This is a genomic window from Microbacterium sp. SORGH_AS_0969, from assembly GCF_030818255.1.
Classification (GTDB): Bacteria; Actinomycetota; Actinomycetes; order Actinomycetales; family Microbacteriaceae; genus Microbacterium.
The window spans coordinates 1,196,198-1,213,913 of the sequence record NZ_JAUTAG010000001.1 but is presented as its reverse complement, the minus strand read 5'-3'; the positions used below and the strand labels follow the sequence as shown (position 1 = coordinate 1,213,913).

The following is a 17,716-nucleotide window of genomic DNA, read 5'->3' as shown; positions in this document are numbered from 1 at the left end:
AACTTCAAGGCATGCGTTTCGGCGGCTCGGGCTCGATAGACATCCGATGTATCCTGACGCATTCAGGGGCGAAAGCAGAGGGGGCACCGATGGCTGTCACGGACGAGGCGATCCTCAAGATCAAGGACATGATCGTGTCGGGCGAGGTGGGGCCGGGTGGCCGCCTCCCTCCGGAGAAGGATCTGAGCGAGAGATTGGGTCTGTCCCGAAACTCGCTGCGCGAAGCCGTCAAAGCTCTCGAGGTCATCAAGGTGCTCGATGTGCGCCGCGGCGACGGCACATATGTGACGAGCTTGCAGCCCGACCTTCTCTTGGAGGCCATGTCTTTCGTCGTCGACCTCCACCAGAACGACTCGATTCTGGAGGTCCTCGCGGTGCGCCGTCTCCTCGAGCCTCGCGCGGTGGCGCTGGCGGCCCGCGCGATCACCGACGCGCAGATCGCCGAACTGACCGACATGATCGAGGGTGTGCGGGGCGACACGCTGATCGATCAGCTCGTCGCCCACGACGTCGAGTTCCACGGCCGCATCGCCGAGTCCACCGGTAACACCTACCTTGCGAGTCTGCTCGAGACGCTCTCGGGGCAGACCGTGCGCGCGCGCATCTGGCGCGGCATCACCGAGGGTGGTTCGGTCGACCGCACGATCGACGAGCACCGCCGCATCCTCGACGCCCTCCGAGCTCGGGATGCCGAACTCGCCGAGGCCCTCATGCTCGCGCATGTCTCGGGTGTCGAGCACTGGCTGCGCGCTGCGTCGTGACGCGAGTCGGCCGGCCCCGCGCGTTCGGCTCGGACGCGGTTGCACCGAATCGATGAGACCGCGTCCGTCGGTCTCACCGGTACGGGTGCGGGCATGTCGAGGCGGTTCGACGTCGCGCCCCACGATGTGCCCGCGCAACAACTCGATGGCGGCGACCTGTACGTCGTTACCTCGGCCGATGGGGAACGCGAACGCGTGGCCCTCGAGCCTGTCGGCGGCGTCGATGCCGAGCGCCACGTAAGCCGCGGAGGAGTCGGGGTCGGGGTTCATCGCATCCGACCCGTTTGTCGAACAGTCGGCGTTCTTCTGTTCCGCGCCACTTTGCCCGGATCCCCTGAGGTCGAAATCGAGCCATCTGCCGTCGTCGACCGCGAACCCGACCCTGCGCGGAGAGCGCGCGCGCAGGGGGCGCGTATCGAGTCGGTCAAGTCATCCTACAAATTCGCCGACTTCTTCCCCTGAAAGCGCGATATTTGCAGTTTGACACCCTAAACATCGGATGGTTCAATCAGTTCAGCGCTCCCCGAAGGCGCGTGGAAGCCGCAAGGCCTCAATATCAAAGGAGATGTCATGAGAGCACGTACGGCGTCGGCAATCGCCGTCACCACGGTAGGACTGCTCGCCCTGTCCGGTTGCTCCGGCCAGAGCGGTTCCGACAGCAAGGACCTGGTGTGGTCGATGTGGGTCGGCTCGTCCGCAGACCAGGAGGCGTGGCAGGCCGTCGGTAACGCCGGCGGCGAGGCGGCGGGCGCGACGGTCACCCTGCAGGGCGCACCGTTCGCCGATTACTGGACCCGCCTCAGCACGCAGCTGGGTACGTCGAGCGCACCCTGCATCGTGTCGATGCAGAGCCTGCGCGTCAGCCAGTACGCCGACTCGCTGCTGCCCCTGAACGACCTGATCTCGTCGACCGACACCGACGTCTCGGGCTTCGACGCCGGTGCCCTCAAGGCCCTGGCGGTCGGCGACCAGCAGTACGCCCTGCCGTACGACACCGGTCCCATGGTGCTGTTCTACAACCGCGACCTGTTCGACAAGGCGGGAGTGAAGCCCGAAGCCGGCTGGACGGTCGACGACTTCGAGGCGGCCGCGGCCAAGCTGAAGTCGGCGGGCACGGTCGCCTTCGGCACCACCGTCGAAGACCTCTACCTGGAGAGCAGCATCCTGGCCTACAACGGCGGCGAGGCGGTTTCCACCGACGGCACGATCGACGTCAGCAATCCCTCGTTCGTGAAGGGCGTGGAGTGGCTTGCGGGCATGGTCGAGGACGGCACCGCGGCCCCCGCCAACGGCCCTGACCCGACCGCCGAAGACAACGCGTTCCTGGGCGGCACCGTCGCCTCGATGGTCGGCGGCCCGTGGCTCGTCCTCGACCTGAAGAGCCGCGCGCCCTTCACCCTCGGCGTGACGACGGTGCCTTCGGCCGCCGGCGAGCAGAAGACGTACTCAGCCGGCAGCGGCTTCGGCATCTCGAAGAACTGCAACAACCCCGACGCCGCCTTCAAGGCCATCACCGCGATGACCTCGGAGGAGACGCTGTCCACCCTCGCCGCTGACGGTCGTGCTTTCCCGGCGCGTACAGCGGCTCAGAAGGTGTGGTTCGACAACACCGGAGTCGAGGGCATCGAGGACACCTTCGCCAGCGCCCTCAAGAGCGCGGTCGCCCTCCCCGGTAGCACCAAGAGCGACCAGTTCAACCAACTGCTCGCGCAGTACGGTCCGCAGGCCGTGAACGGCACGGAGCCCGCACAGGACGTGCTCGACGAGATCACGTCCCAGCTCGGCAACTGACATAGCCCCCCTCTGAACACAGGAGTGACTTCTCGATGACTACTCTCCTCGCGCCGCAGCCGACGACGAAACCGCCTACCGGCGGGGCCCGTCCTCGTCGGTCGCGGACCGGGGGCGCGTGGGGCGCGATCTTCGTCGCGCCCCACGCGATCGGCCTGGCGCTGTTCACGCTCGTCCCGATCGGCATCGCCCTCGTGATGAGCCTCAATGACTGGCCGATGATCGGATCGCCGACGTTCGTCGGGCTCGACAACTTCACCGACCTGCTGGGCAGCAGAACGTTCCGCACCGCGATGCTGAACACCCTGCTGTTCGTCGTGCTGTACCTGCCCCTGAACGTGATCGTTTCGCTCGGAATGGCGGCGTGGCTGACTCCCAAGATCAAGCACCGTCAGATCTTCCGCGTGCTTTTCTTCCTGCCCACCGTGACGCCGATCGTTGCGAACGCGGTGGTCTGGCGCATGCTGTATCAGCCCGGCGGTGCCATCGACGCGACCTCGCAGACCCTGTTCGGGCTGCGGGCCCCCGACTTCCTCGCCGACCCGCACTGGGCCATGATCGCCATCGTCGTCATGAGCGTCTGGCAGGGCTTCGGCTACAACATGATCGTCTTCTCATCGGCGCTGGATGCCGTGCCCGAGAACCAGCTCGAGGCGGCGGCGCTCGACGGCGCGAGCCCGTGGACGACGTTCTGGCGCATCAAGCTGCCGTTGATCTCTCCGTCGCTGTTCTTCGCCACCGTCATGACGCTGATCACCTCGTTCCAGGTGTTCATCCAGCCCTACATCATGACCAAGGGCGGCCCCGGCGAGTCGACCATCACGCTGGTGCAGTTCATCTACAACCAGGGCTTCACTTTCCAGAAGCTCGGTCTCGCCGCCGCGGCCGCCTTCATCCTGTTCGTCGTCATCCTGGGGGTCACCGCGGTGCAGTTCCTCGGCCAGAAGAAGTGGGTGCACTATGACTGAGCTCGCTCTCCGCACGCGCGGCTCCCAGCGCCGCTCCGCCTCGACAGACGCGCCGCGTGTCGCATCCCGCAGCGTGTCTCGCGTGCGCTCGTCGATCGGCTACGCGCTGCTGATCCTGGTCGCGCTGCTGTTCCTCTCGCCGCTCATCTTCATGGTGGCCACCTCGCTCAAGCCGCCGGCAGAGGTGTTCACCTCGCCGCCGACGCTCGTCGGCTCGGTCATTCAGTGGTCGAACTACGCCGACGTGTTCGACTACGCCCCGTTCGGCCGGTACCTCGTCAACGGCATGATCGTGGCGATCGGTGGAACACTTCTCACGCTGGTCGTCTCGGCATTGTCCGGATATGCCTTCGCGAGGCTGCGCTTCCGCGGGCGTGGAGCCACCTTCGCCGTGTTCCTGGCCACGATGATGCTGCCGCAGGAGGTCATCATCGTCCCCGCCTTCGTGTTGATGCGCGAACTCGGCTGGGTTAACTCGTACCAGGCCCTCATCGTGCCGTGGGCCTTCACGGCTCTCGGCGCCTTCCTGCTGCGGCAGTTCTTCATGACGGTGCCGCAGGAGCTCGAGGACGCCGCGCGTATCGACGGTGCCGGCACGGTCACCACGTTCCTTCGCATCATGCTGCCGCTGGCGCGTCCGACCCTCGCGGTGCTCGCGGTGTTCACCTTCATCACCTACTGGAACTCGTTCCTGTGGCCGCTCATCGTCGTGAACGACGTCACCCAGCTCGGCACGATCCCGCTCGGTCTGCAGTTGTTCGTCGGCCAGCAGGGCACGCAATGGCACTTGATCATGGCGGCATCCGTCATCTCGATGCTGCCGACCACCGTGCTGCTGATCGTGCTCCAGCGTTACCTGATCCGCGGCATCGTCACGTCCGGCCTCGGCGGACGCTGACCCGCTCCTTCCCCTGTCTTCTCGAAAGGTCCTGAGTCATGGCGATGTTCGCTGACAATCCCGTCCGCCCCGAGCCGTATCAGCGGTTCGAGCACGAGACGCCGGAGTGGTTCCAAGACGCCAAGCTCGGCATCTTCATCCATTGGGGCCCCTACTCCGTGCCCGCGTGGGCGGAGCCGATCGGTGCTCACGGCACCTTCGACAAGGTGTACTGGGACACGCACAATCCCTACGCCGAGTGGTACTACAACACCATGCGCATCGAGGGCAGCCCGGCCCACGCCCACCAGCAGGAGGTCTACGGCGGAGCCCCGTACGACGATTTCCTCGACACGTGGACCGCCGAGCGCTTCGACGCGTCGAAGGTGATGGATGCCATCGCCCGCACCGGCGCGCGGTACGTGGTGCCGACCTCGAAGCATCACGACGGCGTGACGCTGTGGGACGCCCCCGGCACCGGTGAGCGCAACACCGTCCGCCGCGGACCGCACCGTGACCTGATCGGCGAGATCCACGATGCCGCCGTGGCGCACGACGTGCGGTTCGGCGTCTACTATTCGGGCGGGCTCGACTGGCATTTCGGCGGTAACCCGCCGATCTGCGGCGACCTCGGTGACGAGCATCGTCCTAACGACAAGGCGTACGCCGACTACGCCTACGAGCACGTGGCCGACCTCATTCGTCGGTACCACCCCGCTGTGCTGTGGGGCGACATCGAGTGGCCCGATGCGGGCAAGCCCGAGGGCGAGCGCAGCCTGGTCCAGATGCTCGACCTCTACTACGCCGAGGTGCCCGACGGCGTGGTGAACGACCGGTGGGGAATGACGCACTGGGACTTCCGCACCACCGAGTACGAGGCGGGCAGCGCCGCCCACGAGGGCGCCTGGGAGCACACCCGCGGCATCGGCTTCTCGTTCGGACACAACCGACTCGAAGACGCGTCTCATTCGCTGAGTGGGACGGATGCCATCCGCCTGTTCGTCGACACGGTCTCGCGCGGCGGCAACCTGCTGTTGAACATCGGTCTCACCGCCGAGGGCGAGATCCCCGAGCTGCAGGCGCGCACCTTGGATGCACTGGGAGCCTGGAACGCCGTGCACGGCGACGCGATCTTCGGGTCGCGTCCGCTGCGGGCCGACGTCGCACCCACCGACGAGCCGTGGACCCGCTGGACGCAGTCGGACGACACGGCGCACCTGTTCGTGGAGGTTCCCGCCGGGCGCACCGCTCGCATCGCGGCCCCGTCGAGGGAACTGCTCCTTCGTGACGCGGCGGCGGGTCCCGGTGTGGAGCGGCTCGCCGTAGAAGACGGTGTGATCGTCGTCACCGCCGCGGTCGATGCTGTGCCCGGCCCCATCCGCATCGACGTTCCCCTGGATGCCGGCTGACCGGTATCCCCGTCATGGCGGGAGAGCTCTCACGGATCATGAGCGGTCGAGGGACGAGGGCGGACGAAGCGCGGGCGTGACCAGGGGTGCGAACGCACGAGAGCCCGCGACGCCGAAGCGCTGCGGGCTCTCGTCGAGTCGTTTCGTCAGTCGGTGCCGGCGTCGAACGCGGCGGACTCGCCCGCGGCATCCGTCGCCTCGGCGAGGCGCTCGCCGTCGGCGCTCAGGGGAGCGGCGGGCTCGATGATCTCCTGAGCCCCACCGACCGCGACGTCGCCGACGAGTTCGCCGGTCGGACCGCCGATGAGGCCCTGGGCCGCGTACTGCTCGAGGCGCGCGCGCGAGTCGGCGATGTCGAGGTTACGCATCGTGAGCTGGCCGATGCGGTCGACGGGGCCGAACGCGGCGTCGCCGACGCGCTCCATCGACAGCTTCTCGGGCGAGTACGACATCCCGGATGCCACGGTGTCGAGGATCGTGTAGTCCTCGCCGCGGCGCAGGCGCACGGTGACCGAGCCGGTGATGGTCGAGCCGACCCACTTCTGGATCGACTCGCGCAGCATGAGCGACTGCGGTTCGAGCCAGCGGCCCTCGTACATGAGGCGGCCGAGGCGACGACCCTGTTCGTGGTACGTGGCGAGGGTGTCTTCGTTCAGGATGCTGTTGACCAGGCGCTCGTACGTGAGGAACAGCAGCGCCATGCCCGGTGCCTCGTAGATGCCGCGCGACTTGGCCTCGATGATGCGGTTCTCGATCTGGTCGCTCATGCCCAGGCCGTGACGCCCGCCGATCGTGTTGGCCTCGCGGACCAGCGCCACCGGGTCGTCGTAGCGCGTGCCGTTGATCGCGACCGGGCGGCCGGCCTCGAACTCGACGGTCACGTCTTCGGTCTCGATCTCGACCGCGGGGTCCCAGAAGCGCACGCCCATGATGGGCTCCACGATCTCGAGCGACACGTCGAGGTGCTCGAGCGTCTTCGCCTCGTGCGTGGCGCCCCAGATGTTGGCATCCGTCGAGTACGCCTTCTCGGCGCTGTCGCGGTAGGGGAAGTCGTGGGCGACGAGCCACTCGCTCATCTCTTTGCGGCCGCCGAGCTCGGTGACGAAGTCGGCGTCGAGCCACGGCTTGTAGATGCGCAGGGCGGGGTTCGCGAGCAGGCCGTAGCGGTAGAACCGCTCGATGTCGTTGCCCTTGTAGGTGGAGCCGTCGCCCCAGATGTCGACGCCGTCTTCTTTCATCGCGCGCACGAGCAGCGTGCCGGTGACGGCGCGGCCCAGCGGCGTCGTGTTGAAGTACGTGCGACCGCCCGAGCGGATGTGGAAGGCGCCGCACGCCAGGGCGACGAAGCCCTCTTCGACGAGCGCGGTCTTGCAGTCGACCAGGCGCGAGACCTCGGCGCCGTACTGCGTGGCGCGGCCCGGGATCGACTCGATGTCGTCTTCGTCGTACTGCCCGAGGTCACCGGTGTACGTGCAGGGGATGGCGCCCTTGTCGCGCATCCAGGCGACGGCCACCGAGGTGTCGAGACCACCCGAGAAGGCGATGCCGACGCGCTCGCCGACGGGAAGGGACTGCAGGACCTTGGACATACGCCGATTCTATCGGGGGAGGATGCCGCGACCCGACCCGTGTGGAGGGCTCACGCCCCGTTCCCGGGCTAGGGAGGAGGAGTGTCAGCCGACCGTGACGGCGGTGATCTCCACGGGAGTCGCGGGCGCGCCGTCGGCTCCTCCGCCCGAGACCCCGGCTTGGCCGATCTTCTCGACCACGGCGAGGCCCTCGGGCGACATCTTCCCGAAGACCGTGTACTTCGGGGGCAGCTCCGTGTCCTCGTAGACGAGGAAGAACTGCGAGCCGTTCGTCCCGGGGCCCGCGTTGGCCATGGCGACCGTTCCGGCCGGATACGTCTCGCCGCCGTCGAGCTCGTCCGCGAAGGTGTACCCGGGGCCGCCGCGACCCGACCCCGTGGGGTCGCCGCACTGAAGAACGAAGATGCCCTGCGTCGTGAGGCGGTGGCACTGCGTGTTGGTGAAGTACTGCTGCTGCGCGAGCGACACGAAGCTCTCGACCGTGCACGGCGTGCGCGCGCCCGTGAGGGTCATCGGGATCTGCCCCGCCGAGGTCTCGAGCGTCACCGCGACGTCCCCGGCGGGCCGCTCGGTCCCCTCGGCCGGAGGGGTGACGTCGACCGACGGCTTCCCCGACGTGGGGTACGCGCACGCGCCGGCCGCGCTCGGTTCGCTCGCGGGCGGTGCGGAAGGAGTGGAACCCGCGCACCCGGCGAGCAGGAGCAGGGCGGAGGCGGAGAGAACAGCCGAGATCAGTCGCGTGCGCACGCGCTCCAGGGTAGAGCGCCCGGGGCGTGGCATCCACTCGCTGTGCAGGCCTGCGGGGGCGGTGTCGGACCCTCTCGATAGGATGGGGTGTACCGCCGGACAACATGCGAGGAGCACTCATGCCCGGAATCGTGATCGTCGGCGTCCAGTGGGGCGACGAGGGCAAGGGCAAGGCCACCGATCTGCTCGGTGAGCGCACCGACTGGGTGGTGAAGTTCAACGGCGGCAACAACGCCGGCCACACCGTCGTCATCGGCGACGAGAAGTACGCGCTGCACCTGCTGCCCAGCGGCATCCTGTCTCCCGGGGTCACCCCCGTCATCGGCAACGGCGTCGTCGTCGATCTCGAGGTGCTGTTCAACGAGCTCGAGGCGCTGAACGCGCGCGGTCTCGACACCACGCGCCTGAAGATCAGCGCCAACGCGCACATCATCACGCAGTACCACCGCACGCTCGACAAGGTCACCGAGCGCTTCCTCGGCAAGCGCATGATCGGCACCACCGGCCGCGGCATCGGTCCGGCCTACGCCGACAAGATCAACCGCGTCGGCATCCGCGTGCAAGACCTCTTCGACGAGAACATCCTGCGTCAGAAGGTCGAGGGCGCCCTCGACCAGAAGAACCACCTGCTGGTCAAGGTCTTCAACCGTCGTTCCATCACGGTCGACGAGGTCGTCGAAGACCTGCTCTCCTACGCCGAGCGCGTGCGCCCGATGGTCGCCGACACGTCGCTGCTGCTGAACGAGGCTCTGGATGCCGGCGACGTCGTCGTCTTCGAGGGTGGCCAGGCCACCATGCTCGACGTCGACCACGGCACCTACCCCTTCGTCACGTCGTCGTCCGCGACGGCGGGCGGCGCCTCGACCGGCTCGGGCGTCGGACCGAACCGCCTCGACCGGATCGTCGGCATCGTGAAGGCGTACACGACGCGCGTCGGATCAGGCCCCTTCCCGACCGAGCTGTTCGACGAGAGCGGCGACTGGCTGCGCTCGCGCGGCTTCGAGTTCGGCACGACCACGGGTCGTCCTCGCCGCGTCGGCTGGTACGACGCCCCGATCACGCGCTACGCGACGCGCATCAACGGCATCACCGACCTCGTGCTGACGAAGCTCGACATCCTCGGTGGTCTCGAGCAGATTCCCGTCTGCGTCGCCTACGACGTCGACGGCGTGCGCTTCGACGACCTGCCGGTGAACCAGACGGACTTCCACCACGCGAAGCCGATCCTCGAGTACTACCCGGGCTGGAGTGAAGACATCTCCACCGCGCGCACCTTCGACGACCTGCCGCAGAACGCGCAGGACTACGTCCTCGCGCTCGAGAAGATGAGCGGCACGCGCATCTCGGTTATCGGCGTCGGTCCGGCGCGCGACCAGGTGATCGTGCGACACAACCTGATCGACTGACATGCGCTTCTGGGTGGGGGCGTACGCGGGCGATGCGGGATCGGCCGAGGGCATCGGCATCCTGCAAGCCGGAGACGCCGATTCGGTCTGGGCATCGGGTCCTCTCGGCATGGTCGGCACCGCCGTGCCCGCGCCCGGCTCGGCGTCGTGGCTCGCCGCCCACCCGACGCACGACCTGCTCTATGCCGCGCTCGAATCCGACGGCACGGTGCAGGCCTACCGTCGCACGAGCGAGACGCGCCTGACCCCGGTCGGCCCCGCGATCGAGGCGGGGGAGTCGGTCTGCCACGTCGCGGTATCGCCCGACGCGAGTTTCCTCGTCGCGAGCTGCTGGAGCGACGGACGGGTCGTCCGGATCGACCTGGATGCCACGGGCCGCCCGTCGCGGCCCCGGATCGCCGCCGAGGCCATCGATCCCTGGGGCTCCGACTCCCCGGAGACCGGCGTCTCGACCGGCGCGCGCGTCTCCGGTGCCGTGGTCCCCGACCTCGCCGCCGCCGCGCGCGCCCTGCGCGAGGCAGCCGGCGACGAGTACGGCGACCTCGTGCCGGCCTACGACGCCGTGCCCGAGACCGACGCCGAGTCCGAGGAGGCCGCGATCGGCCCCCGCGTGTCGCGCACGCACCAGGCGATCTTCCTCCCCGGCGGTCTCGTCGTGACGACCGACATGGGCCTCGACCTCGTCCGGTTCTGGCGCTCGAGCAGCGACGGCCTGAGATTCGTTCAGCAGGTCGCGCTGCCGAAGGGCAGCGGCCCGCGGCACGGGCTGTGGCATCCGTCCGGTCACCTCTACGTCGTGACCGAGCTCAGTCGCGAGGTGTTCGTCCTGGCTCCGGATGCCGAGACCCGCTGGCGCGTCGTTTCGGGGCAGCCGCTCCTCGGCAGCCTCGACACCGACACCGCGGCCGAGCTGTGCGCGAGCCGCGACGGCAGCACGCTGTACGCGGGGGTGCGCGGCAGCGACACGATCGGCGTGCTGGCCGTGCGCGGGGCCGGCGAGGCGCTGCAGTTCACCGCTCTCGCCGACGCGGGAACCCACTGGCCGCGGCACCACGTGGTCGTGAACGACACACTCCTGGTCGCCGGGCAGCTCGCCGACGAGATCGTCTCGCTCCCCCTCGATGCCCGCACCGGCGTGCCCGGTCGCGTTCGTCACCGCACCGCGTCGCCCTCGCCGACGCGGCTGCTGCCGATGCGCTGAGGTGGCACGCGAGGAGACCTGGATGCCGTTCGTCGACCTGCACTGCCACGGAGCACTCGGCCACGGCTTCGACGACGCCGACCTCGACGGCGTGCGCGCCGCGGTGGACCACCATCGCGCGCACGGGACACAGGCCCTGCTCCTGAGCCTCGTCAGCGCCCGCGTCGACCGCGTCGCGCGCCGTCTCAGCGAGTTGGCCGAGATGCTCCCCCTGCTTCCCGGAGTCGCGGGCGTGCATCTCGAGGGACCTTTCCTCGCCCCCGGCCGTCGCGGCGCGCACGACCCGGCGGCTCTGACCGTTCCCTCGTCGGAGGCCGCTGAGCGTCTGATCGAGGCGGGGGACGGCATCGTGCGCTCGGTGACGATCGCTCCCGAACTTCCCGGCGCGGGCGAGGCGATCGAGCGGTTCGTCGCCGCCGGGGTCGTCGTCGCGGTCGGCCACACCGAGGCCGACTACGACACTGCGGCCGCCGCGTTCGATCGCGGCGCGAGCCTCCTCACGCACGCGTTCAACGCCATGCCGGGCCTCGGTCACCGAGCGCCCGGGCCGGTGGGAGCCGCTCTCGCGCGCGATCACGTCGTGCTCGAGGTGATCGCCGACGGTGTCCACGTGCACCCCGTCGTCATGCGGACGCTCTTCGACGCGGCTCCCGACCGCGTCGCGCTCGTCACCGACGCGATGTCGGCGACGGGGTTGGGGGACGGCTTCTACCGGCTGGGCGGACTGGACGTCGAGGTCCGCGCCGCGCAACCCGTGATCGCGGGAACGGACACCCTTGCCGGCTCGACCCTGACGATGGACCGGGCCGTCGCCGCGGCCGTCTCCGCGGGAGTGCCGGAGGCCGTGGCGCGAGCGGCGGCCTCGACGGTCCCGGCTGGAGTGCTGTCGTGAGCGCTACTTCTTAGCATCCTGTCGCGGGATGACGATCTGCTTGATGATCAGCAGGACCGAGGCCGTCACGGGGATCGCGACCAGGGCACCGAGCAGGCCGAGGAGCGTTCCGCCGACGAGCGCGCCGATCACCACGAGCGAGCCGGGCACCGAGATCGTCCGGTTCATCACGCGGGGCGTGAGGAGATATGCCTCGACCTGCATGTAGACGAGGTAGACGATCGCGAAGATGAGTCCGGAGGTCGGGCTCACGATCAACGTGAAGACCGTCGCGACCGCCCAGAACAGCACCGAGCCGACGAGCGGGATGAGCGTGATGCCGAACGCGAGCGCGGCGAGCAGGGCCGCGAAGGGCTGCTGCAGGATCGTCAGCACGATGAACGCGAACACGGCGTTGCACAGGGCGAGGACCACCATGCCGGCCAGGTAGCCACCGACCGAGTCGGTGATCTGTCCGGTCATGTCGGAGACCGTCGCGCGGCTGCGGGCGGGAGTCAGCCGAACGAGGCTGTTCTTCATCTTCGGCAGGGCTGCCAAGAAGTACAGGCTCAGCACGAGCACGATGATCGCTCCCGAGACGAAGGTGCCGATCGTGATGCCGACCTGCAGAAGGCCGCCGCCGATGGCCGCGATGTTCGTCGGGTTGGTGACGAAACTCTGCACCTCTTTGAGCACGTCGCCCAGGCTGTCGCCGAAATTCGCCTCGACCCAGCGGACGGCGTCGCTGCTGATGAGATCGTTGACGAAGGTCGGGATGTCGCCGACGAACTGCTCGACCTGCCGGACGACCGGTGGGATCAGCAACCACAGCGCCGCGGCCAGGATGACGGCGAGGCCGCCGAACACGATGACGATCGACCACGCGCGGGAGATCCCGCGGCGCACGAGCATGCGCACCAGGGGATCGAGCGCGAGAGCCACGAAAAGCGCGATCGCGATGTAGATGAGCACGGTCGACAGACTCGAGAGCGCGAGCCCGAGAAGGATCGCGGTGAGGCCGCCGAGGGTCAGGAAGAAGCCCGCCGCGTAGGGCCGTGAGATCGCGGACCAGACGGGACGGTCGCGCGAGGTGGATTCGCCGGCGTCGGCGCCTTCGGCAGTCGGGTCGGGACGCGTCGATCGGCTCATGGTCACACTGTAGGGGTCGGCTGAGAGCTGACGACCGTGCGCGCGCCCGCGCGATAGTCTCGGATCGACTCGGGAGGACACATGACGGACGCCGACCCCACGACGATCCTGCAGAACCTGCGGGGCAGCATCGACAACATCGACGCCGCGCTCATCTTCCTGCTTGCCGAACGCTTCCGGTGCACCAAGCAGGTCGGCGTGCTCAAGGCGAAGCACGGGATGCCGGCATCCGACCCCGCTCGCGAGGAGCAGCAGATCGCGCGCCTCATGCGACTCGCCGAGGACGCCGATCTCGACCCGGCCTTCGCCGAGAAGTGGTTCAACTTCGTCGTGGCGGAGGTCATCCGTCACCACCGCTCGGCCGCCGCGCACCCCGCGGACTGACGACCCGTCCGCGCGTCGACGGGACGCGTCGTCGGGACGCTCGGGCGACGCGCGCAGGGCGATGCGACACGCCCGGGACAACCGCGGTGTCGGCGGTGTCGGCACCCGCTGAGAGGGTGACGCACGCGCGCGCGTCTGCCACGCGGCATCCGGAATCGCAAGACGGTACGCGAACTTGCCAGTCGATCCATCAGCATGAAAACGTAGTGACGGCCCGGTTTTGGGCCGCCCACTCGACCAGTCCGCGGTCGTGGTGACGACTCGGGGGAGTCGACACCGCGAGCGTACGGTCGGCAGTCGGGGCCGCGGGATCCGACATCCCGCGCCAACGCGCTCCACCCCCCCTGAGCGCCGGCGACTGCCACCCGGGCGTGACCGATGCGGCCACCCGAGGCCGCCGAGGTGCACCAGTGACACATCCGCCTGCCCTCGCGCCGCAGACTCCCGCGACGCCGGCTCTAGCCGCGAAGAACCTGTTCAAGATCTTCGGCCGCTCTCCCCAGGCCGCCGTCGAGAAGCTCCGCTCCGGCGCGCGTCGCGAGGAGATCGCCGACCACGGGACCGCCGCCGTCATCGACGCGAGCTTCGAGGTCCAACCCGGCGAGATCTTCGTCATCATGGGGCTCTCCGGCTCCGGCAAGTCCACGATCATCCGCATGCTGAACGGCCTGCACGAGGCGACCGCCGGCACCGTCGAGGTGAAGGGCGACGCCCTCACCGGCGTCGGCCCCTCGCGTCTGCGGTCTCTGCGCCGCGAGCGCCTCGCCATGGTGTTCCAGCACTTCGCGCTCCTCCCGCACCGCACGGTGGCCGCGAACGTCGCCTACCCGCTCGAGCTCCGCGGCGTCGGCAAGACCGAGCGCCTCGCGAAGGCCGACGAGATCCTCTCCCTTGTGGGACTCGAAGGATGGGGCGACAAGCTCCCCTCGGCCCTGTCGGGCGGCATGCAGCAGCGCGTCGGCATCGCCCGCGCGCTCGCCGCCGACACCGACATTTTGCTGATGGATGAGGCGTTCAGCGCCCTCGATCCGCTCATCCGCCGCGAGATGCAGGAACAGCTCATCGAGCTGCAGCGCACGCTGAAGAAGACCATCGTCTTCATCACCCACGACCTCAACGAGGCGATGTTCCTCGGCGACCGCATCGCCGTCATGCGCGACGGACGCATCGTGCAGATCGGCACGCCCGAAGACATCCTCACCGACCCCGCCAACGACTACGTCGAGCAGTTCGTGCAGGACGTCGACCGTGCCCGGGTGCTCACCGCCGGCAACGTCATGGAGCGTCCGCGTCCGCGCGTCGACGCCTCGGCCGGTCCGCGCACCGCGCTGCGGCAGATGCGCGACGCCTACATGTCGGCCGTGTACGTCACCGACCGCGACCGCAAGCCGCTCGGCATCATCACGGATCGGGATGCCATGAAGCTGGTCCGCGCGGGCGAGAGCTCGCTCGCGTCGAAGCTGCGTCCGCTGCCGCAGAGCGTCCGCGAGGACGACGTGCTGATGAACCTGTTCGTCCCCTCGGTCGAATCGCCCCTGCCACTCGCCGTGCTCGACGCGGAGGGACGCCTGGCCGGCGTCATCCCGCGTGTCACGCTGCTCGCCGCCCTCGGCCCCGGCCCCAGCTCCACGGAGGAGATCACCGTGCTCCCGCAGCCCCTGCCCTCCGCCGAGATCGACGCGGTGCTCGAGGCCCCGGTCGCGGCCTCCGAGACCGAGGGGGTGCGCTGATGGACGGCTTCCGTATCCCGGTCGGCTCGTGGGTCGACGCCGGCGTGGACTGGCTCCGCGACAACCTCTCCGGATTCTTCGACGTCATCGCCGTGACCGTTCGCTTCCTGGTCGGCGGGCTGAGCGACGTGCTGCTCGCCGCGCCGATCGTCGTCGTGATCGTCGTCGCGGCCCTGCTCGCGTGGCTCCTGCGCTCGTGGAAGCTCGCCCTCGGCACGGTGATCGGCTTCGCGCTCATCCTCGCGATGGGGCAGTGGGTCACCGCGATGCAGACGCTCGCCCTCGTGCTCGTCGCGACCGTCGTCGCGGTGGCGATCTCGGTTCCCCTGGGGATCTGGTCGGCCCGGAACGCGACCGTTCGCGCGGTGCTCAAGCCGATCCTCGACTTCATGCAGACGATGCCCGCCTTCGTCTACCTGATCCCCGCGATCACGTTCTTCAGCATCGGCGTCGTGCCGGGTGTCGTCTCGACCGTCATCTTCGCGCTGCCCCCGGGGGTGCGTCTGACCGAGCTCGGCATCCGCGGTAGTCGACTCCGAGACCGTCGAGGCGGGGCAGGCGTTCGGCGCGACGCCGGGACAGATCCTCCGCGGCATCCAGCTCCCGCTCGCGATGCCCACGATCATGGCCGGCGTCAACCAGGTCATCATGCTCGCTCTGTCGATGGCGGTCGTCGCCGGCATCGTCGGTGCCGACGGCCTGGGCAAAGAGGTCGTGCAGTCGATCTCGACCGTCAACCTGCCCAAGGGCGTCGAGGCCGGTCTGAGCGTCGTCATCCTCGCCGTCTACCTCGACCGCCTCACCGCCGCCCTCGGCAACCGCGCCGACAACCGCTCGTCGCTGCTGGCGATCCTGGGCCGTCGTCGGGCCGCCGGATCGACGGATGCCACGGCTCGCCCCGCCGCTCCGGCACCGGAGCCGGCTGCCGAGGCGTCGGAATCGCGCACCCCGGTCTCGACCGGCGCCTGAGTCAGCGGCATCCCTCTCTCCCTCGTGAGGGGTCGGGTGCACCGGCCCCTCACGCGGAAGAACCAACGGAATCACGGACGAAAAGGAAGAGAACACAGCAATGAACAAGCGACACCTCACCAGTGCCCTCGCCCTCGGTGCCGTCAGCGCCCTCGCTCTCGCCGGCTGCGCCAGCGGCAACCAGGCCGAAGGCGGCTCGGGCGGCGACGACAGCAAGGGCACCATCACGCTCGGCTTCCTGCCCTCGTGGACCGACGGCCTCAGCACCGCCTACCTGCTCGAGGACCAGCTCGGCAAGCTCGGCTACACCGTCGAGATGCAGACCCTCACGGAGGCGGGTCCGCTGTACGCCGGCCTCGCGCAGGGTGACGTCGACATCTACCCGTCGGCATGGCCCGAGCTCACGCACGCCGAGTACATGAAGAAGTACGGCGACAGCATCGAAGACCTCGGCGCCTACTACGACAACGCCAAGCTCACGATCGCGGTGCCCAGCTACGTCGACATCGACTCGATCGACCAGCTCAAAGACAACGCGGCGCGCTTCGACGGCAAGATCTACGGCATCGAGCCGGGAGCGGGTCTGACCAAGCAGACGCAGGAGGTCGCGATGCCCGGTTACGGTCTCGACGGCCTCGAGCTCGTGACCTCGTCGACCGCGGCGATGCTCACCGAGCTCGACAACGCCATCGCGGCGCAGAAGGACATCGCCGTCACCCTGTGGCGTCCCTTCTGGGCGAACGACGCGTACGACGTGAAGGACCTCGAGGACCCCCAGGGCCTGATGGGCAAGCCCGAGGCCCTGCACTTCCTCGCCACCTCGGGCTTCAAAGAGAAGTACCCGGATGCCGCCGAGCTCATCGCCGGCATCCAGCTCGACGACGAGCAGTACGGATCCCTCGAAGACCTCGTGGTCAACGAGTACGGCGAGGGCAAGGAGCCCGAGGCCGTGCAGGCCTGGCTCGAGCAGAACCCCGGCGCGTTCTCGACGCAGCGCTGACGTGACGCGCCGCGGCGGCCCCCTGTGAGGGGGTCGCCGCCGCGCGCCACTCGTTGCGCGCCGCCCTCCGCGCCGCCGGAGGTCAGCGGATCGCGCGCGCGGCCGTGAACCTGGTGACGAAACCCGGGTGCCCGGCCGGCATCGCCAGCATCGAGTCGGGCGCGCGACCGGCGAGCTGAGGGAACCCGGCATCCGCGACGAGGTCATCGTCGAGCGCGTCGAGCCGGGCCTCGACGAGCGGCCACGGCTCGTGGGCGTTCGCGGCCCAGATCGTGCGGCCCAGGTGGCGCTCGTGGAAGCCCCATCGGGCGGTCAGGAAGCGCGACAGCGGAGTGTCGACGGTGTCGGTGCCCCGTGTCGCGCGCACGCGGGTTCCGGGATGCCGACCCCCGTGGCGCCGCGACCGGAACTCGATTCGCGCGCCGTCGGTGCGTACCCCCGCTCGCGCCCACCGATACGGCAGGCCGAACAGCGCGCGGGCGGCGAGGACCGGCGCGAGATGCTCGGCCTCGAGGGTGCGGAACACGACCCCGCGGCGTCCCTCGTCGTCGACGGCGTAGGTGCGGACGTTGATCTCGGTGAAGGTGCCGAGGAGGGGCACCGGCGGAAGCGGCAGGAAGCGGAACTCGCTCAGCGCGAACGGCACGAGACCCACCCACGCGGAACCGTCGTGAACGTCGGGGCGGGTTCCGGCCGGCAGGAGCGGCGCGACCTCGGCCGGGTCGACCCGCCAGTGCACGAACACCGCGCGATTCCACCGCTGCGCGATGACCGCGCGGCCGGGCAGGTCGGGGGCGTGTCGTTCGGTGTCCACCGGCTCATTCTGGCCACGGCGTCGCCGCGCGGAGGGAGACTGGACAGATG

At 69.0% G+C, this 17,716-nt stretch carries 15 protein-coding genes and 2 pseudogenes; 12 read left to right on the top strand and 5 right to left on the bottom strand.

What is annotated here, in order from left to right:
- The first annotated feature begins 89 nt into the window (after positions 1-89).
- Entirely contained in the window at positions 90-761 is a 672-nt protein-coding gene (locus QE388_RS05600; RefSeq protein ID WP_275798074.1) for a FadR/GntR family transcriptional regulator, read from the top strand.
- 105 nt (positions 762-866) lie between these two features.
- On the opposite strand, the pseudogene QE388_RS05595 reads toward QE388_RS05600, so the two are convergent.
- Positions 867-1,046, bottom strand: a pseudogene (locus QE388_RS05595) (fuconate dehydratase); the annotation flags it as partial.
- Between the two features lie 285 nt (positions 1,047-1,331).
- On the opposite strand from QE388_RS05595, the gene QE388_RS05590 reads away from it, so the two are divergent.
- From QE388_RS05590 to QE388_RS05575, 4 genes are read left to right on the top strand one after another with little or no spacing between them, the layout of a single operon-like run.
- Positions 1,332-2,552 carry a sugar ABC transporter substrate-binding protein gene (locus tag QE388_RS05590; protein ID WP_275798072.1) on the top strand — a complete coding sequence of 407 codons (1,221 nt, stop codon included), beginning with the start codon at positions 1,332-1,334 and terminating at the stop codon, positions 2,550-2,552.
- A 35-nt stretch (positions 2,553-2,587) separates the two neighbouring features.
- Positions 2,588-3,520, top strand: coding sequence for a carbohydrate ABC transporter permease (locus tag QE388_RS05585; RefSeq protein WP_307383721.1), 933 nt, complete (start codon positions 2,588-2,590; stop codon positions 3,518-3,520).
- Positions 3,513-4,418: a carbohydrate ABC transporter permease gene (locus QE388_RS05580; RefSeq protein ID WP_275801167.1), complete on the top strand. Its 906-nt coding sequence runs from the start codon at positions 3,513-3,515 to the stop codon at positions 4,416-4,418. The genes QE388_RS05585 and QE388_RS05580 overlap by 8 nt, the downstream gene beginning before the upstream one ends.
- A 38-nt stretch (positions 4,419-4,456) precedes the next feature.
- Positions 4,457-5,806, top strand: coding sequence for an alpha-L-fucosidase (locus tag QE388_RS05575; RefSeq protein WP_307383717.1), 1,350 nt, complete (start codon positions 4,457-4,459; stop codon positions 5,804-5,806).
- 146 nt (positions 5,807-5,952) lie between these two features.
- On the opposite strand, the gene argG is transcribed toward QE388_RS05575, so the two are convergent.
- Together argG and QE388_RS05565 are read right to left on the bottom strand one after the other, a co-directional pair.
- The gene (argG, locus tag QE388_RS05570; RefSeq protein WP_307383715.1) at positions 5,953-7,395 is read right to left on the bottom strand and encodes an argininosuccinate synthase; all 1,443 of its coding nucleotides are present in this window, start codon (positions 7,393-7,395) and stop codon (positions 5,953-5,955) included.
- Positions 7,396-7,479: 84 nt separating this feature from the next.
- Positions 7,480-8,142 carry a peptidylprolyl isomerase gene (locus QE388_RS05565; RefSeq protein WP_307383712.1) on the bottom strand — a complete coding sequence of 221 codons (663 nt, stop codon included), beginning with the start codon at positions 8,140-8,142 and terminating at the stop codon, positions 7,480-7,482.
- A gap of 119 nt (positions 8,143-8,261) precedes the next feature.
- Here QE388_RS05565 and QE388_RS05560 point away from each other — a divergent pair, with 119 nt between their 5' ends.
- Genes QE388_RS05560 through QE388_RS05550 form a run of 3 tightly spaced genes read left to right on the top strand, consistent with a single transcriptional unit; the run spans position 8,262 to position 11,641 of the window.
- The gene (locus QE388_RS05560; protein ID WP_307383709.1) at positions 8,262-9,548 is read left to right on the top strand and encodes an adenylosuccinate synthase; all 1,287 of its coding nucleotides are present in this window, start codon (positions 8,262-8,264) and stop codon (positions 9,546-9,548) included.
- Between the two features lies 1 nt (position 9,549).
- Positions 9,550-10,749 (top strand): beta-propeller fold lactonase family protein, encoded by a 1,200-nt coding sequence (locus QE388_RS05555; RefSeq protein ID WP_307383707.1) that lies wholly within the window; start codon positions 9,550-9,552, stop codon positions 10,747-10,749.
- Positions 10,750-10,771: 22 nt separating this feature from the next.
- The gene (locus tag QE388_RS05550) at positions 10,772-11,641 is read left to right on the top strand and encodes an N-acetylglucosamine-6-phosphate deacetylase (protein WP_307383705.1); all 870 of its coding nucleotides are present in this window, start codon (positions 10,772-10,774) and stop codon (positions 11,639-11,641) included.
- Positions 11,642-11,644: 3 nt separating this feature from the next.
- Here the strand turns inward: QE388_RS05550 and QE388_RS05545 are convergent, their stop codons facing one another.
- Positions 11,645-12,769: an AI-2E family transporter gene (locus QE388_RS05545; protein ID WP_275798491.1), complete on the bottom strand. Its 1,125-nt coding sequence runs from the start codon at positions 12,767-12,769 to the stop codon at positions 11,645-11,647.
- An 81-nt stretch (positions 12,770-12,850) separates the two neighbouring features.
- Between QE388_RS05545 and QE388_RS05540 the strand changes: the two genes are divergently transcribed.
- The 4 genes and pseudogenes from QE388_RS05540 (at position 12,851) to QE388_RS05525 (ending at position 16,852) form a co-directional block, all read left to right on the top strand.
- The gene (locus QE388_RS05540; protein ID WP_058623337.1) at positions 12,851-13,153 is read left to right on the top strand and encodes a chorismate mutase; all 303 of its coding nucleotides are present in this window, start codon (positions 12,851-12,853) and stop codon (positions 13,151-13,153) included.
- Positions 13,154-13,563: 410 nt separating this feature from the next.
- Entirely contained in the window at positions 13,564-14,883 is a 1,320-nt protein-coding gene (locus QE388_RS05535; RefSeq protein WP_307383704.1) for a glycine betaine/L-proline ABC transporter ATP-binding protein, read from the top strand.
- Positions 14,883-15,852: pseudogene (locus tag QE388_RS05530) on the top strand (ABC transporter permease). Before QE388_RS05535 ends, QE388_RS05530 begins: the two are co-directional and overlap by 1 nt.
- Before the next feature lie 100 nt (positions 15,853-15,952).
- Entirely contained in the window at positions 15,953-16,852 is a 900-nt protein-coding gene (locus QE388_RS05525; protein WP_307383701.1) for a glycine betaine ABC transporter substrate-binding protein, read from the top strand.
- Between the two features lie 82 nt (positions 16,853-16,934).
- Here QE388_RS05525 and QE388_RS05520 read toward each other — a convergent pair whose 3' ends face one another.
- Entirely contained in the window at positions 16,935-17,666 is a 732-nt protein-coding gene (locus QE388_RS05520; RefSeq protein WP_307383698.1) for a YqjF family protein, read from the bottom strand.
- Positions 17,667-17,716 lie beyond the last annotated feature (50 nt).